Here is a 24312-nt window from a genome sequence, read left to right as displayed (position 1 = left end):
CCCCCTTTTTACAACGCAGTTTCTACTTCCTTCAGTACAAATATCTCGGAAGAGAAGTCACCTGGCAACTCCCTTTGCCAATATTCATAAGCGCGGTCTGTGTAGTCCTCAGCTAAAATAATTCCTATATTCATTAATTCATCACCGTAATGATTGCTGCCCCGCTCTTTAATATGATAAAGTTTCTCAGGGTTTAGGCCTTTTAATTTAATACGGTAGTATTTATCGTTTGGTTTTGCGAGGATCTTATAATATCCCACGATTGCTTCTCTTTGATCTTCTGATACAATCATCCAAGACACTTCGTTGGATTCAAAAGGGTTTTGCAGCCGGTAAAACTGTCCGTTACGAATTAGATTGCGTTTTTCTTTAAAGAAGGAAACCTGTTCTTTCACTTTTCTTTTTTCTTCATCATTTAGTTTTGTTACATCAAGTTCGTAGCCAAATGTGCCGAAATAGGCAACATTTGCCCGAGATTCAATCGGTGTGGTCCTGCCGACCTGATGGTTCGGAACAGCCGAAACGTGGCTTCCTATAGAATTTAGTGGATAAACCATAGAAGTCCCATATTGAATTTTTAATCGTTCAACTGCATCTGTGTCATCACTGGCCCAAGCTTGGGGAGCATAATATAGCATCCCCGGATCAAAACGAGCTCCTCCTCCTGCACAAGATTCAAACAAAATTTGTGGATGTTTTTGGATTAAACGCTCGTAAAGACTATAGACTCCTAGAATATACCGATGATAAACCTCCCCTTGTTGATCTGCAGCCAAGCTCATTGAATAAGCTTCTGTAATATACCGGTTCATATCCCATTTGATGTAGCTTATTTTTGTACCCGTGATAATCTCATCCATGAGCGAGAAGATATGATCGACCACTTCTTCTCTTGTAAAATCCAAAATAAACTGGTTGCGGCCATGTGAAGGCGAGCGGCCAGGAGTGGCGATAATCCAATTCGGATGTTCATTTAATAGCTTTGTACCTTTGCATACCATCTCTGGCTCAAACCACAAGCCGAATTTTAACCCTAATACATCTATTTTTTCAGATAAGCCTTTAATGCCAGTTGGCAATTTTTCTTTGTTTGTGAACCAGTCCCCAAGTGAACTTGTATCATCATGTCTTTCTCCAAACCAGCCATCATCCAAAACGAATAGCTCAATTCCTAAGTCCTTGGCCGCCTTGGCAATTGTTAAGATTTTTTCTTCATTGAAATTAAAATACGTGGCTTCCCAGTTGTTAATTAAGATAGGGCGGTCTTTATCACGCCAATTTCCCCTAACCAACCTTGTACGGTAAAGCTCATGAAATGTTTGACTCATTCCGTTTAATCCTTGGTCAGAAAACACCATAACACATTCAGGGGTTTGGAAGGATTCTTTTGAATTTAATTTCCACTTAAAACAGAAAGGGTTAATTCCCATCATTACCCGGGTTACACTATATGCGTCTACTTCAACCTGGGCTAAAAAGTTACCGCTGTATACCAGGCTGAATCCATATACATCACCGGTGTGTTCAGTGGTATCCGGCCGCTTCAAAGCAAGAAAAGGATTGTGGACATGGCTGCTGGCACCTCTCGTGCTATAGACAGATTGGATTCCTTTTGATATTTTTTGCACTTCCATGTGAGCTTCACGGGCCCAAGCTCCTGCTAGATGAACCATTTCATAGTTGTCGTCTGGGAAATCAACATTCATGCTCATAGCATTATTAAGATAAAATGCTTCCTCACCGGTATTGATAAATCTAGAATTTCGGCAAATAACACTTCTATCCGCATAAATAGAATAACTTAAAATTAATTTGCTCTTTAAAGTATGATCCACTAATGTGATTTCGATGGTCTCCGCTTCACTCTCATTTTCTACATAAGTCGCAGGCAATTGATTGAGTAGGGGCTTTCCTTGAATAATTTCATAGCTTTCAAACTGAAAATTTGTAACATGGCTGCCTGCATCATTTGTTATCATATGGGCGGGATATCGATAGTCTGTAGTTCCAAAACTTGGGTATTCTTGTTTTATGTGTTCTAATGATGAAGTGTGATCGCCTTCAAACATATTGCAAGAAGGTCTTATTTCGCGCTCAATAAGATGCTTAAATGACTCCCGGTGTTTTATTTTTTTTCCATAATACAGGTGCTCTAGTTGCTTGCTTTTTTCTAACACCCTAAAAATATAACTAATATTTCGGTTGAAAAGATGAAATTCTTTCGTTTCCTCATTGACCTTAATCGGCATTACTATTCACCACTCCTTACTAATAATAAACCCTTATTTTAGAAAGCACTTACAAAATAATAGAGAAAATAAAAAGAAAGTTGCAAGCGACTTAAATTATAACAAAAATTATCAAAATAAACTATTTATTTTTTGACAATATAAACTTAAATTAAAACTAAACCGTTACTTAATAAACAAACTCATCACAAATTATGTGTCTAATCTTAGTTATTTCTTGATAGTTAGGAACAAATTAGAATTAAATCAATATTTGTAAGCGTTTTCTGTTTTATTTTTGAAAATTTCAAAAAAGTATAGACATTTAATTCTGGTGAATATATAATTATTTTATTAAGTTAGCGATTAACGATTGTTTAAGTTAAGTTAATAATTAAGTTAACTGATTAGTGATTTAATTTTTTTAAAAGGGAGTGAAAAACAAAGAATTTTTTGAAAACTGATCTAAAGGGTTTGAAGGTTTTCGAGAATTCCCAGGATATTTGATAAAGTCATGTGGAGTTCCTTATTAAAAATTAGATAAGGCGGGGTGGAAAATGCATAAATCGAAAACATTTTTGTTCTACATGTTCATCTTACCTTGGTTGATTGGGTTCTTTGTTTTTACAGCGGGGCCCATGGTGTATTCGTTATATATGTCCTTTACTGACTATTCGGGTCTTGGATCAGCAAATTGGGTAGGATTTGAAAATTATCAAAAGATATTTACAGAAGATCCTTTGTTTTGGCAATCATTATGGAATACACTTTTTTATACCGTTTTTGCAGTACCGCTTGGATTGATAGTTGGTTATCTGTTAGCGGTCCTTTTAAACGCAAAAGTAAAGTTTATGGGGTTTTTTAGAACTGTATTCTATTTACCGTCTCTTGTTCCCACTGTTGCCAGCTCTTTATTATGGATCTTGATTTTTCAGCCGGATTTTGGCATTGCGAATGCGATCCTTTCATTTTTTCATCTGCCAACCTCGAATTGGTTGCTGAGTGAGGCAATGGTTAAACCTTCTTTAATAATTATGAGTCTATGGGGAGCAGGTGGAGGAATGGTTATCTACCTGGCCGGCCTTCAAAATGTGCCTGCCTCTCTCTATGAAGCTGCTGAGCTTGATGGAGCAGGGAAGTTATCGAAGTTTTGGAATATAACAATACCTATGACATCAAACGTTATTTTTTTTAATTTAATCATGGGACTCATCGGCGCTTTTCAAATTTTTACACAAGCGTATGTTGTAAGCAGTGGAAACGGTGGACCAAATTATAAATCTCTATTTTATGTTTTCTACTTGTATCAAGATGCATTCAAGTTTTTTAAGATGGGGTATGCATCCGCTCTTGCTTGGATTCTATTTCTCATCATTTTAGTTTTCACACTGATTCAATTTAAGGTATTTGGAAAAAAAGTCTACTATGAATATGACGAATAAGTGAGGGAGGGAAAGTGGAGTGGAAATCGCAAAAGTAAAAACCAAAGCAGTGAGGATAAAAAAAGAGAGCAGCATAAAAAAAGGTAAACTTTTTGAAAGAATTCTGACATACGGACTTCTTGTCAGTTTATCTATCGTTTTCATCTTTCCATTTTTATGGTTGGTTGGGACATCACTAAAGCCTGAAAATGAAGCCATTTCTTTTCCACCTAGTTTGCTGCCGAAGGTATGGGATTTTGCGAATTATATAGACGTATTCACTATCGTGGACTTTGGTCAATATTATTTAAACTCCATCATTGTTACTGTAGCAACGGTAATTGGGACGGTTTTATCCTCGACATTGGTAGCTTACGGTTTTGCACGAATTAAGGGAAAAGGACGGGATGTTTGGTTTATCTTGTTGTTGGCAACTATGATGCTCCCTCCGCAAGTCACCATGATTCCTGTATACATGATTTTTGCGAAACTTGGTTGGACAAATACTTTTTTGCCGCTAATTGTTCCTGCTTTTTTTGGTAACGCTTACTTTATTTTCTTGCTTCGACAGTTTTTTAAAACCATCCCAAAAGAGCTTGAAGAATCAGCTTATTTGGATGGGTGCAGCACTCTGGGAATCTTCTGGCGGATTGTCCTTCCGTTATCCACTCCGGCAGTCATTACTGTTGCCTTGCTGAGCTTTATGTGGACTTGGAACGATTTCTTGGGAGCGTTAATTTATCTCAATGACGATTCTAAATTCACGCTAGCTTTAGGGATTCTCCAATTCAAGGGTGCATTGTTGATAGAATGGGGACCAATGATGGCAGCAAGTGTGCTTATTATTCTGCCTTTGATAATCATGTTTTTTGTTGGGCAGAAGTATTTCATAGAAGGTATCGCTACTACTGGTGGAAAGTAATAGCTAGGTTTGATTAGTAAGGGTCACGCTAGATAATGACCTTTTCTGGAATCTTATCTATATTTTACTAAATAAATAGGGGGAGTAATTCGATGTTTAAGAAGAAAGGATTAGGTGTTTTCCTTTTAACCCTTGTGCTGGCTTTATCAGCCTTTTTGTCGGGATGTTCTGGATCTGATACGTCAAGTGGGGACTCAAAGAATGGTGTGACGCTCCGTATATTAGTTTGGAATAACAATCCAGAAGGTACAAAACTGGAAAATGAAATCTTTAAAGCATTTGAGAAAGAAAATCCTGGTGTCAATGTTGAAATGGTTTATGCTCCATACGATAAGTTTAACGACAAGTTCCTAACAATGTCTGCCGGCGGTGACCAGCCAGACTTAGTTTGGATCCAACCATCTGCCTTTGGACAGTTAGTATCTAAAAATGTATTGATGGATCTATCTGATAAAGAGATCAATAAAGATGAATACTTGCCTAACATTCTTGAAATGGGTAAGGTTGATGGCAAGCAATACGCGCTGATTCGTGATGCAGCGACATTCCAGATGGGCTATAACAAAGATATGTTTGATGAAGCAGGAGTGCCATATCCTTCAGATGATTGGACTTGGGATGACTTCCTTAATGCAGCGAAGAAATTAACAAAAGTTGAAGGTGGAAAAACAGTACAGTTTGGAATTGAAAACTACTATACTGGGGAAATTTTGGTTCAAAACGGGGGATCATACATAAGTCAAGATGGCAAGACAGTGACAGTGGACTCGCCGGAAACAATTGAAGCAATCCAGTTTGGATCCGATCTTATCAACAAATATAAAGTTCAACCAACTTCAGCTCAAGCACAGGGCATGTCTAATTTGTTCCTAACTGGAAAAGCGGGCATGAAATTAATGGGCCCATGGGACTGGGCAGATACAGAGAAAAACGTTTCCTTTGAGTGGGATGTGGCACCAATGCCAGCAGGAAAAGCCGGCAATGTATCTGCAGCTTCTTATCTGCCAATCGGTATTGGAAAAGGGACAAAACATCCTGAAGAAGCATTTGAGTTGCTGAAGTTCCTATCAACCGGTAAAGGGCAGGATATCCAGATTGATACAATTAACGCAATTCCAGTGGTAAAGCGTCATGCAGATAAAATAACTACTATGAAAAACGCGCCGGAGAATGCAGCTTCATTAGGAACGCTTCTTCAAGAAGGCAAAACTGTTATGAATGCACCGTATACACCTGATTATGCCGAGATTGCAAATAAAATCCAGCCGGTCATTGACAATATTAATTTGAAGGATTTCGATGCGGAAAAAGAATTGAAAAAAATTGCGGATCAGATTCGCAAAGAATATAACCTGAAATAATAACGAAAAGGTACTTGTTAAATCAAGTACCTTATTTCAAGAAGGTGAAACGGATGAATAAAAGTACGTATTTAGACAGCAAGGTTTTCTGGATAATGGATTTGGTCTTTAGCCTGGCTAAAACGAGTGTATTCTTTTGGGTAGCGTTGATAAAAGAGTTCTTTATATTTGGTCTTGTTGCTTCTTTCTGTACATTGGTTGAAATGATGGATGAAGTTCTTTTGGGGAACGGGGTTTCTATTAGGGAAGGACTTCGAGAGAGAAGCCAAAAATACAAAGGTTATAAAAAAATTTCATTGTTTACTTTTTGTTTTTTTATTTATACAGGGCTGTTTATCATATTTCCATTACCTGAATCCGTACCGGCAGATATAGGAGTTTTTACAAAGTTTGCGTTTGTTTATTTGTATTTATTGGGAGTGGTGCTATTCACATATGTATCGTGGAACTTGGTTAAGTTGAATTTAAGTGTAAAGAAAGCTTTATTTTATGGTTTTTATTTAATGTTTAAAAGGTTTGTACGATCTATTTTATTATTTGCTGTATTTTTAGTCATAGTTTTATTAAGTCAGATGAATTTAATTTTTCTTATATTCATTGCTCCTTCTCTCTATGTTATGTGTGGGACTATGATATTGAGAAAAATCTACAAAAGTGAAGTTTTGAACTAAGAATACTAGATCTGACTTAGACCGTTATTTGTTTGCAGGATGCACCTAAGGTTTATCAAATGTAGCCTGCTTCCGCTTTTTATGTTCCTGCTCTATAGTGGTGCGTAATAGATGTGTTTGTGCGGAAGACTCAGCAAAAGCAGTAAAACTATTCTGGAGAGAACTCTACCAGAATGGCGGAGAGCGATAATTATAAGGTAATACAACATAAGATTTCTTTTTTCGCTTAAACATACGCCTTGAAAGAATGTTCTTGAGGTAAGCCTGCAATGTTATTTCACAATTAAGGAGTGCAAAGAAATGAATAATAAGAATATTATCCCCGAGGGTTTTTTCTGGGGAGGAGCGGTAACATCTTTTCAAACTGAAGGTGCTTGGAATGAGGGAGGGAAGGGCCCGTCTATAGTAGATGCAAGGCCGGTAAAGAATAATCATTCAAATTGGAAGGTAGCAGTGGATTTTTATCATCGCTATAAAGAGGATATTGCGCTTTTTAAAGAAATGGGATTTAATGCCTACCGTACAAGCATTTCATGGTCAAGGGTTTTTCCAGATGGAGAAGGAGAACCTAATGAAGAAGGTTTAAAGTTTTATGATGAATTATTTGATGAGATGCTGACAAACGGAATCCAGCCTGTTATCACTCTTTATCATTTTGATTTACCTTTGGCGTTGGCAGAAAAATATAACGGTTTTGCTTCCAGAAAAGTCGTAGAGTTATTTGATAAATATGCAAGGACAGTATTTAAACGATTTGGAGGAAAAGTTAAATATTGGCTTACTTTTAATGAGCAAAATCTTGTTTTAACAAACCCGCAATATTGGGGAGTTACATTGGCTGATAATGAATCAGTTGAGGCTTTAAGATATCAGGTGTGCCACAATGCTTTTATTGCACATGCTAAGGCGGTAAAAGCTCTGCATGAGTTAGTGCCAAATGGACAAATGGCAGGAATGGTAACCTACCTAACAACGTATCCAGCGACCTGTGATCCAAAAGATGCTATAGCAAATATGAAAGCAAAAGAGTTATTGACAGACTTTTATTTTGATGTATTTGTGCACGGCGAGTATCCATCTTATGTTACCAGTCATCTTGAGCAGAACAACATAATGCCGGTGTTTGAAGAGGGAGATGCTGAATTACTTAAGGATAACACAGTTGATTACTTAAGCCTCAGCTATTATCAGAGTCAAACGGTTAAGCACCTGCCGGAAACGGATGGACACATTATTTCAGGTGTATGTCCGAATCCAAAACTAGATACCAATGAGTGGGGATGGGCAATTGATCCAATTGGCTTAAGAGTGGCTTTAAAAGATATGTATGCCCGTTATCGGCTGCCTATTTTCATAACAGAGAATGGGATTGGTGTAAGAGAAGAGCTGGACGAAAACCAAACAGTGGAAGATCAGTATCGTATTGATTATCTAAGGGAACATATTGAACAAATGAAACTGGCCATGAAAGAAGGTGTAGATGTTATCGGATACCTTTCGTGGGGATCAACGGATATTTTAAGCTCTCAAGGTGAGATGAAGAAGCGTTATGGCTTTGTTTTCGTAAACAGAGATGAAACAAATTTAAGAGATTTGAATAGATATAAGAAGAAAAGCTTCGATTGGTTTAAGGGAGTAATTTCTTCAAACGGGGTTAAGTTATAAACAAATAATAGTTTTGTGCTAGATTTAAAACGTTGATAATTAATGATTTGCCATACTCCGCCTATATCCATTGTTTATATTAAAAACAGTGAATATAGGCTTTAATTGTTCCGCTCATACTATTCGCTGCTGTTGTATTAAAATTTACGTACCAATCTGTGCACGCTCTCGGGGTGGATTTCAGTAAGCCTCATTGACAAAAGATTTTATTAGCCATAAAATTAAGTTATCGATTAACAATAATTCAGAGAGGAGCGAGGATTTGAAAACTAATATTACCATGCGAGATATTGCAGAAAAGCTTGGTGTAAGCAGCGTAACAGTATCGAAAGCTTTAAATGATAAAGAAGGAGTCAGTGCTGATCTCAAATTAAAAATCAAACAAGTAGCTGATGAAATGGGTTATCGCTACAACACATCAGCCCGTGCCATGAAAGACGGGCGTTCTTATAATATTGGTGTTACTATTCCAGAACGATTTACGGGCATGACGCAGTCATTTTATTTAAACATCTATCAGTCTCTGTCTAAATCGCTGGAGCAAAAAGGTTATTACGGCATCCTTCACATTTTAAGTTCAAATGATGAAAAAACTTTAGTGCCGCCACGTATTTACTCGGAACAAAAAGTAGATGGTCTGATTATATTGGGGCAGGTCAGTAAAGAATACATTGAGATGATGCAGTCCGTAAATATTCCAGTAGTATTTATGGATTTTTATGATGAGAAAACAGATATGGATGCGGTTATTACGGATAACTTTTATGGCGCCTACGATTTAACAAACTACTTGATCAGCAAAGGACACAAGGAAATCGGATACGTCGGTAATTTATACGCGACAAGCAGTATTCAAGACCGCTTTTTGGGTTATTATAAATCGCTCCTTGAACACAGGTTAGAAAGAAACGACAATTATATTTTAAATGACCGGAATGAAGAGGGGAAATTTGTAGATATTCAATTGCCAGACCAAATGCCAACTGCCTTTGTTTGTAACTGTGACCAGGTAGCACGCCTCTTGATTAATAAGCTCGTCTTACACGGATATCAGGTACCGGAAGATGTATCAGTAGTTGGTTTCGACAATGATGCTTATGCAACAATCGGGTTTCCTGAATTAACAACTGTAGCTGTCGATGTGGAAGAAATGGCACGTACCGCTGTTCAATTTATGTATGAAAAAGTAAACGATCCTTCTAAAAAATTTGGTCGGGTCCAAGTAAAGGGTCGTATCATTTACCGCGATTCTGTCAGTTCTCCAACTGCCTCTCCCCAATGAGTATAGACCTCTTGTCTATGCTTTTTTATATTCAAATTATTACAATCATAGTTTTAATAAAATTAGTAAGTTAATAAGCTTTGCACAAAGTAATTTTAATGTTTTCTAATCAAAGAGAAGCTATACGAAGTCGTTGTAGCGGAGAGCATTTGACACCTATTAAGTGAATCTGTTGGGCTTTTCCAACAGATTCACTATATATTCTGAATTATAAAGGAAAGATGTTAATTGAAACAGATCCGTTTTTCCATTCATAGGCCCGAATCAGAATAGTAGCCATTATATATATGTGCTCAGTGGCTGGCCGGTATATCGGTAAAGTCTGTTTTTCCAGAAGATGATACACGAATATTATCAAGGTAAATCGTGCCGTTAACAGGTTCTGATCCCGTAGCATTTACATAAATAGAAAACGCCCTTACACTTTTCAAGTGTTCAGCTGTTAATGTTTCTTTTTGCCGTTCGGCAGATTCCCATGGGGCCGGTTTAAATTCGGAAAATGGGATTGATACCTCGCTGGCTGTTTTAGAAGCAAGTGACGGATACGCCTCGAAGGCGATTCCTCCGGCATTGAGTTGAACAACCATTTTTTGATTTCCACCGTCTGCTTTCAGCCAGAAATCAATTGAATCTGCTTCAGCCCAGTCAACACTATCTAGAGATTTGGTCATGCCAGTATAACCTGCTCCAGCTAGTGAATAGTCATATTTTAATGCATAGGAACCTTCCGTTTTTACGCTACTGGTTAACGATAGCTTTAAGGGATCACCTTGAGTAGCAAAGGCAGCCTGCAGCTGTTCATCATCGCCATAATATGTCTCAAATGTATCAACAACTGTTGGTGGCTGTTTTTCTGGCTCTTTTAAATACACCTTAATCGTTTGTTTTTGAGAGGTTCCATCAGCAAATTCGGCTGTTACATGAATAGTTGCTTTGTCACCTTTTAAAGCAGCAGACCCTTCATAATAATAACCATCACCTTTGACAAGAGGGTACTTCTTCGCTTTGTCATTCACGGTATAATAAATATCTTTGGGTTTACCCTGAATCACACTAACGCTGATTGGTGTAACTTTTTGGAGCGAAAGACTACGGTCAATTGGCGAAACAATATGCATAAACGGCTTTTCTGCAACTGTTTCCGGTACTGCTCCTCTGTATATATTCCCAACATCTTTCGAGAAAGCAGAATAGGGGTCTTTATAAAAATTGATAAAGTCAGGAAGTAACTCGTGATCTCCGAGCCCATTTGGTGCATTTTTGTATGGAACAAACAAGTTGCCATTAAGCCCGAAGTTAGCCCAGGTCTGCATATAAGAAATTTTTCTTGCATAGGGATCTGCTTTGATGGCATCAAGCACTCTCGTGAACCATTGTGTGTCAAGGTTTCCGTTTGTTTTTAATCCAAGTCCATATTCAGTTAAAGCAGCTATTTTCCCTTTCGAGTCTGCTAATTTTGAGAGCATGCCAAGATCTACTACGAGAGTATTTAAAAACCCTTCAGACCCCGGATTGTTTGGATTATCATACTGATCAAATCCTAAAACATCAACATAATCATCTCCAGGATAGGTTTTTAGGTATTTCTCTTCATCTCCGTTAAAAGATGCACCTGGTGAAAAAGCGTATAAAAAGTTATCGACGCCTTTTACATCACGCAAGTATTCTACAGTATATCGGTAAAGTTCTTTGTATTCTGCAGCCGAAGTGGTTTGAGCTCCCCACCAGAACCAGCCGCCGGTTTGCTCGTGGAACGGGCGGAAAATCACAGGAATATCTTTGCCTTCGTTGTCTTTCAAATCATTTGCAAAAGCAGCAATGTTGTCAAGCCATTCATTGAATCTAGCATTATAGCTTCCGCCCGGCAGGATATTTTTGACTACACGGCCGCTTGTGTCATAAAAGTCGCCGCCGGTTACAAAGTTATGCGGATGAGTACTAAGCGTTAAGATGCCACCAAGTTCATGTGCGGTTTTCATCGATTTGATCAGATTGGCTCGATTTTCGGCGGCAGATTGTTCACGTGATCCCGGCTTTTCATAGCCATCAAGACTGAGCGTATCCCAGCCAAAGAGGGCGGGATAGTCACCGACCGAGTTTTTCACTTCAGATTCGGTAGAACCTGTCCGCAGACCGGGTCCGGTAACGGTAATTCCCTCATCCGTTGCGTGCTGCTGGCCGAACAAAACTTTTTCGCCGCTAATACTTTGCAAGTAAGAAAACAGCTGTTTTGTCGACGTTGATGCTTCAGCATCTACAAGATTAATAATCTGCTCCTGGGCTTGTGCGGAAGGCATAAGAAGAGAAGAAGATAAAACGAAAGCACCCGTAAAAGAAATCCATCCTTTTTTCAGCAAACCAGTTCCTCCTTTTAATCATTTAATGTTGAAAGCGCTTCAATTTTATATTATATATTTAGTTGCTTAATAAATAAAGTAAAAAAATTAATTTTTAAGGTTTTCGATAAATTAAAAAGATGTGTTTTCTGTAAATAAACTAAATTTCTTGTTTGAACAGAAGGCCGGTTGTAAAAATTCTACACACAGAATGTCGCGAGGGAAGAGTGTCCTTGGCTGTTTAATGAGATAAAGCACGTTTATGAAAATATGATCAGTGTAGCAAAGATAAGCATTTCTTTCCCGAGCTTTTAGATAGGCCTTTTTTAAAAAAAGACAAATTGACGAAAAGGCCATTCACTGCATCTAACAGCTTTCAGCATATGGAGAGAATTTGGTTTGATGTGCACAGTAGGCATTGGAGATAATATGTTGCTGAGTAAGCTTGCGCTTGACCTGGAAAGTAAGAAAACAAAGAGTGGCATTGCACGTTGGAGATAAGAGGATGTGCCAAATAAACTCTGGAAGTTTCACCCGTTGTCTAAAATGTGGGGGATAGGAGGGAGGATGGAAAGAAACCTAAATCGGATGGCAATATCGACTGTAGATCAGTTAGCCAAATTTCCTTTAGAGCTGCTTGAAAAGAAGTTCGGAATAATGGGAAACCAGTTGTATTATCATGCTCATGGAATCGATTTATCAGAAATAGGAGCTCCTTTGATGCAAGGGCAGATTAGTTGTCTCTGAGGTACTTGAATTTAATAAAGAGTTGAAATTCAAACTCTTTAACAATGGATTCGTTGAAAATGTCACCGGCAGAGTCCATTACATTAATTTTGAACAACACAGGCTTCATGTAAAAGACCAGAATGACAATACAATGTCTTTGGATCAAGGCGTTTCCATTCGTTTACTTACGAGCGGCTTTCGAAAGCTGGGTTTCTCGGACAATGTTTCAGCGCGGGTATTAATCATTTTATAGCCGATCTTTTCATCTTTAGCCCATGGAGGGATAATACCGGTTATTGGATCCATCGTTGATAATTGTCAGGATGTTTTGTGAAGGAGCGACATTATAGCTAGGGTGATATTCACCTTCAGGTAAGAATTGATCTATGTTGAATTGCTCAATGATGTCATCAAACTCAGAAAATAAAGTGAACTTGCCACACATGTTCATCATCCTTTAGGGTTTTTGAATATTGTACAGGCTTGATACACAAAAATCAAAAAGGAGGAATGTGATGCAGCAGCAAACAGTTGAGGGTTAAGGAAGTTGAATGGAGAAAGAAAAGGTCAGTGATATTTATACAATACATTAAATAGTTCTGATAGACTGTACAATAATAAGAACGCCCCCATATGGGGGCTTGGATCTGCTTAATAACCATTAAATCCCTTGATTTCAAAGTTTTCTGTATCGAGATTTAGGCTATTCAATTGCTTTAACAACACCTCAAATTTTAAGCAGTTACCGTTTCTTAATTCATCTGGAATATATTTAGGATTTGCAATTTTCATGCCATTCTCAATCCATTGTTTTCGGTATAACTGAATTGCAGCTTCAATTAAGTAATCTGGCGTTACAATAAAACCTAAGCTTACTTCATGATCTTCACTGTAGCCGTATTCAAAATCACAACAAGGGCAGATTTCAAATGTTTTTTGATAATCACCATCATTGTTTAATGGGTTTTGAATTAATCCTTTATATCCGCAAATTAAACATGTATATAATTTTGGCATAGCAATCCCTCTTTATATATTTATAGTTCCTATTGATTTTTATAATAATTATAACCAGCCTTTTTATTTGGATGTTTTGGCTTAAAGTAAGTTATTATAGTGTCCTTATTACCTGAGCGTTCTACAGATAAAAATTCATTTGTCTTTTTATTATACTTATACAAAGGGATTGAGACAGTTGCAAGGAATGGTGAACCGTACACAGTTTTGAACGATTTGCTGTTTGCAACAGGCAATTTACATATTGGTCTGGGGTACGATTATTTAAAGTGCATTGCCTTACTAATCAATGTCAAAAGATTTTTTAGTGTAACAGAGTCATATGGAAATATTTCTGATAAATTAGCTGTTGCTGCTATGAAGGGTGTGCAATTTGATCAGTTCGAGGAAGCTTACAAAGCTTATAAAGAAACAGTTACAATAAATCAAAATAGCTTAATGGACTATTTAAGTGCTTTAATTACTCTGATAAAAGCAGGTGAGAAGCCACAAAAAGCTGGTGAAAGTTTAGCTATCATCATGAATAAACTTATTGAAATGAGTTGGAAAATTCAATGATATAATTGTTTTATGCAAAAGCCCTTATGCGGGCTCTTTTTAATTGTTGTTTGCAGTAACCAATTTTAAAATTTTCCGTATAGGATCTAACATCTCAGGTGTAAGTTTATATCCATCCCAGTGGATATAAGGTTTTTCTATTTAGGTTTTTTCTTTCCACTTTAGGATCAAGATCATCCGTTAACCCAAGTATGTAATCAACTGTAACATCATATAGCCTAGCTAAAATAATCAACTTGTCCAATGGTGGTTTTTTTCTTTCAGTTTTATACCGCGCCGTAACTTGATTTTGCAATTCCAATTTTCTCACCTAACTGTTCCATTGTTAATTTGTGTGCCTTTCGTAATTGACGTAATCTTTGGCCATACATTTTGAATAAACGCCTCCCAAAACCATCTAGTTCAATTATATGAGCTTTCATTTCTCCATAAAATAAAAAATCTCAAAAAAATTTCAAAACTTTCACGATTTCTGGTGGAAAATGCATTATAATGTGAAAGCATTACTTTAAAAATGGTAGCAATGAACTAGGAGGAAGTCATGGTAAGCAAGAAGAACAAAATTGTAGCGGCATTATTAGCATTTTTCTTCGGGGGTCTGGGAATACATAAGTTTTATTTGGGAAGAGTAGGACAAGGTATTCTATATATTTTGTTTTGCTGGACTGGTATTCCGTCTATTATCGCATTTATTGAATTCATTATTTTTCTTTGTGGAAGCGAAGAAGCGTTTGATCAAAAGTACAATTTTTATTACTTCCAGCAGCAATCTAAAGCTTAATTTTAAAGAGGGATATACAGTCCCTCTTTAAATAAAATAAGAATTTTAAAGATATTTATTTTGAATTGGAGGCTCGGTTACATCCCACAGTTACCCTGATTGTCAATTCTTTTTTTTCTTTTTCAGAGCCCTTTCAAATAAAAATCTTGCAACTTCTTTGTAAAACTGATCTAAGCTACCATCCTCAAATTTTTGGTCAATAATTCTAATTGAGCAGTTCTTTCTTAGTATAACCTTAATTGTTTTCTTCTTCAGTTCTTCATATTCTTCATAAATTTGCTTCCCTTCATTAGACAAGCGGCAGCTACAATAATTTCACAATCTCTAATGTATATCTCCTTTATTTGAAATGGTTCAATGGGAATTCATTGCAGATATTACTCCATCTGAATTAGAAACAAGAATTGTGATCCTGCGAAAAAAGGATCAGGATATGGTGGAAGAAGACCACTTATAATGTGTTTCTAGGTATTTGTAATTAAATTACAAATACTTTTAATATTTGCTCATGAATTCGTGGTATTATACTGAAGGGGACGATCAAAAGCTTTGGCGTTAGTAATTAAGAATGTTTTAAATGTATACGAGTGCTACCTCAAAGTCGGAAAAAATATTATAGGAGGTAACATATGTTTAAGTTTAAAAAGAATTTCTTAGTTGGATTATCGGCAGCTTTAATGAGTATTAGCTTGTTTTCGGCAACCGCCTCTGCAGCTAGCACAGACTACTGGCAAAATTGGACTGATGGGGGCGGTATAGTAAACGCTGTCAATGGGTCTGGCGGGAATTACAGTGTTAATTGGTCTAATACCGGAAATTTTGTTGTTGGTAAAGGTTGGACTACAGGTTCGCCATTTAGGACGATAAACTATAATGCCGGAGTTTGGGCGCCGAATGGCAATGGATATTTAACTTTATATGGTTGGACGAGATCACCTCTCATAGAATATTATGTAGTGGATTCATGGGGTACTTATAGACCTACTGGAACGTATAAAGGTACTGTAAAAAGTGATGGGGGTACATATGACATATATACAACTACACGTTATAACGCACCTTCCATTGATGGCGATCGCACTACTTTTACGCAGTACTGGAGTGTTCGCCAGACGAAGAGACCAACTGGAAGCAACGCTACAATCACTTTCAGCAATCATGTGAACGCATGGAAGAGCCATGGAATGAATCTGGGCAGTAATTGGGCTTACCAAGTCATGGCGACAGAAGGATATCAAAGTAGTGGAAGTTCTAACGTAACAGTGTGGTAGCAGATCATCTTTAATTAGGGGTAGCTAACGGGCTGCTGATCGTTCCTTGAGAAGTTTTATAATCAATGATTATTAAAATCGTTAGTAATGCTTAAAGGTTGTTTTCTACTAGGTGAACGGCCTTGGAATTGCTGGAGGTAGGGTATTCTCCATCTGGTTTTATAACTTTTCCTATAGGTTAATAGAATGGTATTTAAATGAGAATGCTATCAATTTTTTGTAGTCAGCGCTTGCTCACAACAGACACCTTTACATAACCCTTCTTTATAAAACATAAGCCTTACTCAAAATAAAAATATCTCAGTAGTTAACCAGAATCCTCATAACTTTATACTAGTTAACGGTGGGACTGTTAAGAACAAAAAGTCTAATTTATAAATGGGGACTCTACGAACAAAGCAAGTAAATTCAAAAAGAACCCAACTTTAGGATTTCCTTAGAGGATTGAATCAGCTCGAACCAAGTTTTTTAATGCGACTAGCTATGGAAATTAAGAAAAGAACCTGGTGAAATTGCCCAGGTTCTTTTTATATTGCACAAAAACAGACACGGTGATATAATCATACTACGTGCGCTTTCTAGTTAAAAATTTATAGATATCCATCTTATAATTTTATTATATCCTGCTAGGAAGCTCTTGTCAATATTTTTTTGAAGGGGAGATGTAGAATGAGTTCTTTGGTTCTCGGTTTACATGAAATTGAAAAAACACAGCTTTCGCTCGTTGGAGGAAAAGGGTTACATTTAGGGGAATTATCAAAAATTCAAGGTATACAAGTACCAGAAGGATTTTGTGTCACAACAGTAGGATATCTAAAAGCCATCGAACAAAACGAAACGTTACAAGTGTTGTTGGATCAGTTGGCGATGCTAAAAGTTGAGGACCGAGATCAGATTGGTAACATCAGCCGGAAGATTCGGCAAATCATTATGGAAGTAGACATTCCTTCCGATGTTGTGAAAGCAGTGGCTCACTATCTCTCCCAGTTCGGCGAGGAACATGCCTATGCCGTACGTTCTAGTGCAACTGCTGAAGATTTACCACATGCTTCTTTTGCCGGTCAACAAGACACCTATTTAAATATTATTGGCGTCGATGCAATCTTGCAGCATATCAGTAAATGCTGGGCGTCCCTATTTACGGATCGCGCGGTTATTTACCGTATGCAAAATGGATTTGGCCACAGCCAAGTTTATTTATCCGTTATCGTTCAAAGGATGGTTTTCCCTCAGGCTTCGGGGATTTTATTTACTGCTGATCCGATTACCTCCAACCGAAAGGTGTTATCCATCGATGCCGGTTTTGGACTTGGTGAAGCACTGGTTTCCGGATTGGTGTCTGCCGATTGTTATAAAGTACAGGATGGGCAAATCATCGATAAGAGAATAGCAACTAAAAAAATGGCTATCTACGGACGAAAAGAAGGCGGAACAGAAACACAGCAGATCGATTCTGATCAGCAAAAGGCTCAAACACTGACTGATGAACAAATTTTACAGCTGGCACGCATTGGAAGACAGATCGAAGCTCATTTCGGCCAGCCGCAAGATATCGAATGGTGTTTGGTCCGCGATACTTTTTATATTGTACAGAGTCGTCCAATCACTACTTTATTCCCCATCCCTGAAGCGAGTGACCAAGAAAATCACGTCTATATTTCTGTTGGTCATCAACAAATGATGACGGATCCCATAAAACCACTAGGATTGTCTTTTTTTCTGTTGACGACTGCTGCACCCATGCGTAAAGCCGGTGGAAGGCTATTTGTTGATGTCACACATCATCTGGCATCCCCTGACAGCAGAGAAGTTTTCTTAAAAGGCATGGGGCAGCACGATCAGCTCTTAAAAGACGCACTTATGACCATAATAAAGCGACGAGATTTCATAAAGTCGATACCAAATGATAAAACAGCACCAAATCCCAGCAGAGGCAATGCAGATATGCCGGCTCAAGTTGAAAACGATCCGACAATCGTGTCTGATTTGATTGAGAGCAGTCAAACATCGATAGAAGAGTTAAAACAAAACATCCAAACGAAATCAGGATCAGATTTATTTCGTTTTATTCTGGAAGATATCCAGGAATTAAAGAAGATTTTATTTAACCCAGAAAGTTCTGTTGTGATTCGAACTGCTATGAATGCTTCATTATGGATTAACGAAAAAATGAACGAGTGGTTAGGTGAAAAAAACGCAGCAGATACGCTTTCTCAATCTGTACCCCATAATATTACTTCAGAAATGGGTCTTGCGCTATTAGACGTCGCAGATGTGATTCGTCCTTATCCAGAGGTAATTGATTACTTACAACATGTAAAAGATGATAATTTTTTGGATGAACTGGCTAAGTTTGATGGCGGAAGCAAAACCCGAGACGCGATCTATGATTATCTCAGCAAATACGGAATGCGATGTACCGGAGAAATTGATATCACAAGAACTCGATGGAGCGAAAAACCAACTACACTTATCCCAATGATTCTTAATAATATCAATAACAGTGAGCCTAATGCCAGCCATCGGAAATTTGAGCAAGGGCGACAGGAAGCTTTGAAGAAAGAACAAGAGTTATTAGATCGATTGAAGCAATTACCGGATGGTGAACAAAAAGCCAAAGAAACTAAACGAATGATAGATATCATCCGGAATTTCAGCGGGTTTAGGGAATATCCAAAATACGGCATGGTTAATCGATACTTCGTTTATAAGCAGGCTTTACTGGAAGAAGCCGAACGACTCGTAGAAGCGGGCGTTATTCAAGAAAAAGAAGATATATACTATCTCACTTTTGAAGAACTTCACGAAGTCGTACGCACACATAAACTGGATTATAAAATTATCAGTACACGAAAAGACGAGTACAAATTATATGAAAAACTATCTCCACCACGTGTTATTACGTCTGATGGTGAAATCGTTACAGGTGAGTATAAACGAGAAAATCTCCCAGCCGGAGCGATTGTAGGTCTACCTGTTTCCTCCGGAGTGATAGAGGGGCGAGCGCGTGTCATTTTAAACATGGAAGATGCTGATTTAGAAGATGGAGATATATTAGTTACCTCCTTTACCGATCCAAGCTGGACACCATTGTTTGTATCCATAAAAGGCCTAGTCACCGAAGTTGGGGGACTGATGACCCATGGAGCTGTTATAGCCCGTGAATATGGCTTACCTGCAGTTGTTGGCGTTGAAAATGCTGCCAAGCTGATAAAAGATGGGCAACGAATTCGCGTTCATGGTACAGAAGGCTACATTGAAATTTTATAATGTCTGATGTGTGTAGAGAGCCATCAGATATTCCGCCATCAGCCCTAACTAGAAGTTGGGAGGCTGCAATTGTACCGAATGATAAAGTTCCCGTTGAACTAACGAAGATCGATAGCACATTAAGAAAAGCTGGAACCTCTTGGAGGAGGTCTGGCTTTTCTATATAAAATTGGCGTAGTGTGCAAAAGCCTCATTTTGCGGGCGGCGCTTCTTTAAAGTGAATTTTTTATTACCAGCATTTAAACTTGTATTTGTGCTTAAAACAAGAGAAAAAGGAGCTAAAAAGCTCCTTTATAAATTTAAACAACTTTTGTATAAATAGCCGTGTAAAACCCGATTGAGTAATCAAAATAATGTCGTGTAAGCGTATAAGTATAACCGTTGTATTCTATTGTTGGCTGGAAGTCCATTGGCAGAGGACTAATGCGGTATATAGTGTCATAATCATATTCATCACTTTTTACTGCAACCTCAGACGAAGTGCCAGCAGCCAATGCGGGAATCGCGGATATGAGCATGCCAAAGGATAAAGCAGAACTCATTAAGATTTTCCTAATCTTCAATTACATCAACTCCATTTACAATTTATACATATATTATGTTGTAATTGGAAGTTATTTTGAAAGTGAATAATGGATCATAAAAAGTAAAAATCTCGATTTTAAAGGGAGCAAATATATGTATAGTAGACGACAGTAATGATAAGTATATTTATGCTGGAACCCAAAAAGAAGCAGCATACAATAATGAGTTTGAAAGCGGAATAAGAGTAAGGGTATGGTTCGAAGGCAACCACATACGAACATTTGAGAAAGAACAAAAAGAAGTAGATCCGTTTGGTGAATGTCCCTGTTGTTTATTTTAAAGATCAAAAAGAGTTTAAAATGGCCGGTATTACATTAATGACACGCCAAAATGTTGCTATTTACGAAGACAAAGATCGGAAGAAAAAAATGGTTCAGATAGTTTTATCATTATAGATAGAGGTGGCCCAAAAGCAGCCTAGAAATAAGCTTAAACAAAAAATCCTCCCACAAAGGGAGGATTACTATTACATATTAACTGAAGTGTAAATCAATGAAACAATGAATAAAAAATACGAAATATAAGATATTGCTTTTGAAGAACTTGTTTTATGTTTTTGGAATGTATAGATAAGTGCAAAATCAAAGAAGAAAACTGTTACAAACCAAGAAGTGTATTGTGGAAAGATGGCGACCGCCAATACCATGATTGTTGAAAAAATAAATGAAGAGTAATGAGTTACTTTATGATCATCATTCAATGAAATCACCTCTACGAATTTTTACCCGATTTAGTCTGTGTATTACCAGCTTGTAAAAGATTCAATATGAGAAAATGAAGAAGTTTCTGGATAGATTTACACTACAGTTTATTGATATGTAGTTATGGAGTGATATTGTTTAACATTACGGGAGGGAGAAAGTTGCCTAAAATCGGAGTAAGCTTGATAGTGCTCATTATTTTCCTTGCAGGCTGCAAAAATGAACAACACGGAGAAGAAACAAAGATGCAGAGCCTAGTAGGCTATGTCGTGCTTAAAGACAATGAAAGGGCAATTCTCATTACCGATACAAAAGCTCCAGTAAAAGAAGATTACGATCTTTCTGAAGGACAACTTATGAACAAGTTTAAAAATAACATAGTAATTGTAGGATTAAGTGAGATTGATAACACAGATGATCTCAAAAGAGGTGAAAAAATAAAAGTGTGGTTCCATACATTAAAAGAGTCAAATCCACCAAGTGCAACGATACAAAAATATGAATTATTATAAAAAAATTGTTGAATTCTCATATAGATAACCTCTGAGTCAACAAATGTTGTTCTATTGCATTGAAACTGCCAGTGACCAATATCAAGTTCAGTTATGTTAATTCAAGTGGTTTGATATGTTAGTGTCTTCGAGACGAAATATTGGAAGTGAGTCCGGATATTCATGAGTATTACAAATTGGTCACAGAATAAGAGACTTAAGGGAGTTGTCTGCATTGTATGTTCACTTCTTTATAATGGCTTGCACTAAGGAGTATATTCTTGGAAGGAAAGAAAACGGATTTTAGGGTGCTTAGCCTTAATTCTTGTCAGATTCAAACTTTACTTGTTCCATAAAATGAAAACTTGCCGTTAAATATAATAACGTTTAATTTTGTGGTGTTTAAATATATGATTCTAGAAGTCTTATGAAAGAACCGTTCATCAAAAAATGAACGGTAGGAGTTAAAAAAGTAATGTCTTTTCCTTTGTGGCAAAAGGCTAAACATATTATTTGAGATCGTTAAGGACGATTTTTGCAGCCTCAGCGATAAGAGCATTATCATAATTAGCATCTTTCGTAAAGCGGTTTGACAGAATTGCCAAAACAATAGGAGCTCTGTTAGGCGGCCAAACGATAGCAATGTCGTTACGTGTCCCGTAGCTTCCGGCTCCAGATTTATCGCCGACTTCCCATCCTATTGGAGCGCCTGCCCGAATCAGTTCGTCACCAGTAGCATTGCCTCGCATCCAATCGGTTAAGATCGTGCGTTTGTCAGTCGTGAGAGTGTTATCTAAAGTGAAAGCTTTAAGATCGGTTGCCAGTGCTTTTGCGGTGCTGGTGTCACGAATATCACCAGGAATCGCAGAGTTTAGATCCGTCTCGAATCGTTTAGCTTTCGTTACATGATCCCCAATCTGTTTCAGTGACTTTTCAAAACCTTTAGGGCCGCCAAGCTGTTGCAGCAAGATGTTCCCAGCGGTATTATCGCTGTAACGGATAGCCGCTTCCGAGATTTCTTTTAGGCTCATGCCTGTATCTAGGTGTTTCTCTGTGATTGGAGAATATGTAACAAGATCGTCCTTGCTGTAGTGGATGACTTCATTAAGTTTTTCAATTGAGTTTTTCTTCAGGACAGCAGCTGCGGCTAGAACTTTATAGGTTGATGCGTAAGCAAATCGCTCATTCGGCCGATAGGCGATTGTCTTGTTTGAACCTGTATCAATTGCATAAACACCAAGCCTGGCATCAAATTTTTTCTCAAGTTGAACAAATTTTTTATTCGTTATACAGCTTGCCATGTTTGTGTCTTCTATGGATTTTGCTTCGGCATGCGTTGAGCTGTAAAAAGGTGTGAAACCAGTAATGCTTAAACATAAAAGCCCAACACATATTCCGAATTTTATTGACGCTTTATTTTTCAACTTCATCAAGCCTCCTCATTCAAATGATTTTGTATTACCTTTGAAATGTTTCCCATGACAGTTAGTGTAACAAACCCCTTTGCGCTAGTAAACATAGAATCAATTGATCTTATATTTTTAATAAGTTGGGAGAACAAGGGCAATTGCCCACCTACATGGTATTATATAAGAATAGGCAAATCAGAATACATATGCTGACAATGGCTGTCAGCAAAGTCATCTATTAGAAAGCTTTATCAATTGTGATTGGAGTGTTATTGGATGCAAACGAGAAAAGTTTATCTCTACGTATTTCACACAATGTCAGACTGGGAATATGGATATTTAATTGCGGAACTAAACTCAGGGAGATACTTTAAACAAGATGCAGCATCTTTAAAAGTAGTTACAGTAGGGGTTAATAAAGAAATGATAACTACGTTGGGAGGATTAAGCATAAAACCAGATATTTCTCTTGATGAGTGTACTCTTGAGAGTCAAGATCTTATCATTTTACCCGGAGGAAACACTTGGGGAGAAGATATTCATCAGCCGATCTTGAAAAAAGTTGGCGACGCTTTAAAGCTCGGCACGACTATTGCTGCAATTTGTGGGGCAACCTTAGGCCTCGCGAATGAAGGATACTTAAATTCGAGAAAGCACACAAGCAATGACCTAGACTATATGAATATGGTCTGCCCTAATTACAAAGGAGAAACATTATATGAAAAGGGGCCTGCAGTATCTGATGAAAATTTGGTTACTGCATCAGGAATTGCTCCTCTGGAATTTGCGGTAGAAGTATTGAAAAAATTAGATGTATTTGCACCAGATACATTGCGTTCATGGTATAAGCTATATAAGACTCAAAAGCCTGAATACTTTTTTGAGCTAATGAATACAATAAATCGATAGAAAACACTTTAGCAGTTTTTTGTAGTGCTCCTGAACTTATGGGAGCATTTTTTATATGTGTCTAGGAGCTATATAAAGAAATGCAGAAACTTTTAAAAAGAATATAGATTGGTAGGCCTTATTTCGAATAGAGTTTGATTTGGGTTAAAACTGTTCTTATTAAGGCTCATTTCATGGTGCTATAGATTCATTTGGAGAAGACTGTCTTGATCAGAAAAGACCCTTCCAATATATTGAAGTAAAAGATATCGGGAGGAACTCTTTTGAAAAAGATGATGATGTTAGCTTTTACATTTCTTTTGGCTTTGACTATCCATGTAGGGGAAGCTTCGGCCGTTATCGTGAAAGATGAGGAGAAAGTGAGTTTTACAATGACAGAGAATGAAAAATGGTTTATGAAGTCTGATGACCTAAATTCAAACCATTGGACATCTCACTTTGGGTACAGATTCACCATTTTCGATACTGAAGGATGTACAATTAACGCAAGAATCATGCGAATGACTTTGTCAGGATATGAAATAACCGTTAGTGAAAAAAACTTCTCGGGGGATCATTTTGATTTTAGTGCAACTGATCGAGTTGAGACGATGCCTTATAAGACTCATTATTTGATTTTGACAAAAGATCCAGATTGCGGAGATGTTAAAGTAAAAGGTCTATACGGTTTTCAGTTTGATCAGCCAGAATGGTAATAAAAAAGTA

At 37.4% G+C, this 24312-nt stretch carries 19 protein-coding genes and 6 pseudogenes; 16 read left to right on the top strand and 9 right to left on the bottom strand.

The features are described from left to right. Nucleotides 1–8 precede the first annotated feature (8 nt). A complete protein-coding gene (locus MHI44_RS00925; protein WP_048655130.1) occupies nucleotides 9–2249 on the bottom strand; it encodes an alpha-galactosidase in 2241 nt (746 codons plus the stop codon). A 536-nt stretch (nucleotides 2250–2785) separates the two neighbouring features. Here MHI44_RS00925 and MHI44_RS00920 point away from each other — a divergent pair. From MHI44_RS00920 to MHI44_RS00895, 6 genes are all read left to right on the top strand, one after another. Continuing rightward, nucleotides 2786–3670: a sugar ABC transporter permease gene (locus MHI44_RS00920; RefSeq protein WP_038429104.1), complete on the top strand. Its 885-nt coding sequence runs from the start codon at nucleotides 2786–2788 to the stop codon at nucleotides 3668–3670. A 19-nt stretch (nucleotides 3671–3689) separates the two neighbouring features. Continuing rightward, nucleotides 3690–4571: a carbohydrate ABC transporter permease gene (locus tag MHI44_RS00915; protein WP_339202691.1), complete on the top strand. Its 882-nt coding sequence runs from the start codon at nucleotides 3690–3692 to the stop codon at nucleotides 4569–4571. A gap of 92 nt (nucleotides 4572–4663) precedes the next feature. Next, entirely contained in the window at nucleotides 4664–5932 is a 1269-nt protein-coding gene (locus tag MHI44_RS00910; RefSeq protein ID WP_339202689.1) for a sugar ABC transporter substrate-binding protein, read from the top strand. A 53-nt stretch (nucleotides 5933–5985) separates the two neighbouring features. After that, on the top strand, nucleotides 5986–6603 hold the full coding sequence (locus tag MHI44_RS00905) for a hypothetical protein (RefSeq protein ID WP_015251930.1): 618 nt from the start codon (nucleotides 5986–5988) through the stop codon (nucleotides 6601–6603). 300 nt (nucleotides 6604–6903) lie between these two features. After that, a complete protein-coding gene (locus tag MHI44_RS00900) occupies nucleotides 6904–8268 on the top strand; it encodes a glycoside hydrolase family 1 protein (RefSeq protein WP_015251931.1) in 1365 nt (454 codons plus the stop codon). A 262-nt stretch (nucleotides 8269–8530) separates the two neighbouring features. After that, entirely contained in the window at nucleotides 8531–9550 is a 1020-nt protein-coding gene (locus tag MHI44_RS00895) for a substrate-binding domain-containing protein (RefSeq protein WP_015251932.1), read from the top strand. A gap of 293 nt (nucleotides 9551–9843) precedes the next feature. Here the strand turns inward: MHI44_RS00895 and MHI44_RS00890 are convergent, their stop codons facing one another. Then, the gene (locus MHI44_RS00890; RefSeq protein ID WP_048654906.1) at nucleotides 9844–11907 is read right to left on the bottom strand and encodes a glycosyl hydrolase; all 2064 of its coding nucleotides are present in this window, start codon (nucleotides 11905–11907) and stop codon (nucleotides 9844–9846) included. 357 nt (nucleotides 11908–12264) lie between these two features. On the opposite strand from MHI44_RS00890, the pseudogene MHI44_RS00885 reads away from it, so the two are divergent. After that, nucleotides 12265–12624, top strand: a pseudogene (locus MHI44_RS00885) (UV damage repair protein UvrX); the annotation flags it as partial. After that, a pseudogene (locus MHI44_RS00880) lies at nucleotides 12620–12868 on the top strand (YolD-like family protein); the annotation flags it as partial. The pseudogenes MHI44_RS00885 and MHI44_RS00880, both read left to right, overlap by 5 nt. On the opposite strand, the pseudogene MHI44_RS00875 reads toward MHI44_RS00880, so the two are convergent. The 3 genes and pseudogenes from MHI44_RS00875 to MHI44_RS00865 all read right to left on the bottom strand — a co-directional run. After that, nucleotides 12796–13060 (bottom strand): annotated as a pseudogene (locus tag MHI44_RS00875) (SOS response-associated peptidase family protein); the annotation flags it as partial. The pseudogenes MHI44_RS00880 and MHI44_RS00875 overlap by 73 nt on opposite strands. 206 nt (nucleotides 13061–13266) lie before the next feature. After that, a complete protein-coding gene (locus MHI44_RS00870; RefSeq protein ID WP_339202686.1) occupies nucleotides 13267–13632 on the bottom strand; it encodes a hypothetical protein in 366 nt (121 codons plus the stop codon). 29 nt (nucleotides 13633–13661) lie between these two features. Further along, nucleotides 13662–13793 (bottom strand): annotated as a pseudogene (locus MHI44_RS00865) (SAR2788 family putative toxin); the annotation flags it as partial. Between the two features lie 46 nt (nucleotides 13794–13839). Between MHI44_RS00865 and MHI44_RS00860 the strand changes: the two are divergent. Continuing rightward, nucleotides 13840–14190 (top strand): hypothetical protein, encoded by a 351-nt coding sequence (locus MHI44_RS00860; RefSeq protein ID WP_044052683.1) that lies wholly within the window; start codon nucleotides 13840–13842, stop codon nucleotides 14188–14190. 39 nt (nucleotides 14191–14229) lie between these two features. On the opposite strand, the pseudogene MHI44_RS00855 reads toward MHI44_RS00860, so the two are convergent. Next, a pseudogene (locus MHI44_RS00855) lies at nucleotides 14230–14561 on the bottom strand (helix-turn-helix transcriptional regulator). A gap of 170 nt (nucleotides 14562–14731) precedes the next feature. Here MHI44_RS00855 and MHI44_RS00850 point away from each other — a divergent pair. The 3 genes from MHI44_RS00850 to ppsA all read left to right on the top strand — a co-directional run bounded on the left by MHI44_RS00850 (nucleotide 14732) and on the right by ppsA (nucleotide 19512). Beyond that, nucleotides 14732–14971: a TM2 domain-containing protein gene (locus MHI44_RS00850; protein ID WP_014477028.1), complete on the top strand. Its 240-nt coding sequence runs from the start codon at nucleotides 14732–14734 to the stop codon at nucleotides 14969–14971. 629 nt (nucleotides 14972–15600) lie between these two features. Then, nucleotides 15601–16242 (top strand): endo-1,4-beta-xylanase XynA, encoded by a 642-nt coding sequence (gene xynA, locus MHI44_RS00845; protein ID WP_015251938.1) that lies wholly within the window; start codon nucleotides 15601–15603, stop codon nucleotides 16240–16242. Nucleotides 16243–16911: 669 nt separating this feature from the next. Then, a complete protein-coding gene (ppsA, locus tag MHI44_RS00840; protein ID WP_339202683.1) occupies nucleotides 16912–19512 on the top strand; it encodes a phosphoenolpyruvate synthase in 2601 nt (866 codons plus the stop codon). A 299-nt stretch (nucleotides 19513–19811) separates the two neighbouring features. Here ppsA and MHI44_RS00835 read toward each other — a convergent pair whose 3' ends face one another. Beyond that, complete coding sequence (locus tag MHI44_RS00835) at nucleotides 19812–20075, bottom strand: hypothetical protein (protein ID WP_015251940.1); 264 nt, start codon at nucleotides 20073–20075, stop codon at nucleotides 19812–19814. A gap of 113 nt (nucleotides 20076–20188) precedes the next feature. Between MHI44_RS00835 and MHI44_RS00830 the strand changes: the two are divergent. Beyond that, a pseudogene (locus MHI44_RS00830) lies at nucleotides 20189–20341 on the top strand (hypothetical protein); the annotation flags it as partial. Between the two features lie 222 nt (nucleotides 20342–20563). Here MHI44_RS00830 and MHI44_RS00825 read toward each other — a convergent pair. Further along, entirely contained in the window at nucleotides 20564–20797 is a 234-nt protein-coding gene (locus MHI44_RS00825; protein WP_339202681.1) for a hypothetical protein, read from the bottom strand. Nucleotides 20798–20959: 162 nt separating this feature from the next. Between MHI44_RS00825 and MHI44_RS00820 the strand changes: the two genes are divergently transcribed. Further along, nucleotides 20960–21310, top strand: a complete 351-nt coding sequence (locus tag MHI44_RS00820) for a DUF3221 domain-containing protein (RefSeq protein ID WP_131227491.1) — start codon at nucleotides 20960–20962, stop codon at nucleotides 21308–21310. Between the two features lie 488 nt (nucleotides 21311–21798). On the opposite strand, the gene bla is transcribed toward MHI44_RS00820, so the two are convergent. Then, nucleotides 21799–22719, bottom strand: a complete 921-nt coding sequence (gene bla / locus MHI44_RS00815) for a class A beta-lactamase (protein ID WP_033883975.1) — start codon at nucleotides 22717–22719, stop codon at nucleotides 21799–21801. Between the two features lie 255 nt (nucleotides 22720–22974). Here bla and MHI44_RS00810 point away from each other — a divergent pair, with 255 nt between their 5' ends. Further along, a complete protein-coding gene (locus MHI44_RS00810) occupies nucleotides 22975–23607 on the top strand; it encodes a type 1 glutamine amidotransferase family protein (protein ID WP_015251945.1) in 633 nt (210 codons plus the stop codon). A gap of 263 nt (nucleotides 23608–23870) precedes the next feature. Next, complete coding sequence (locus tag MHI44_RS00805) at nucleotides 23871–24302, top strand: hypothetical protein (protein ID WP_038429093.1); 432 nt, start codon at nucleotides 23871–23873, stop codon at nucleotides 24300–24302. The last annotated feature ends 10 nt before the right edge of the window (nucleotides 24303–24312 follow it).

The sequence above is a fragment of the Bacillus sp. FSL K6-1366 genome (genome assembly GCF_037976695.1).
Taxonomy (GTDB): Bacteria; Bacillota; Bacilli; order Bacillales; family Bacillaceae; genus Bacillus; species Bacillus subtilis.
The sequence above is the reverse complement of the archived record's forward strand: the minus strand, read 5'-3'. Positions and strand labels throughout refer to the sequence as shown.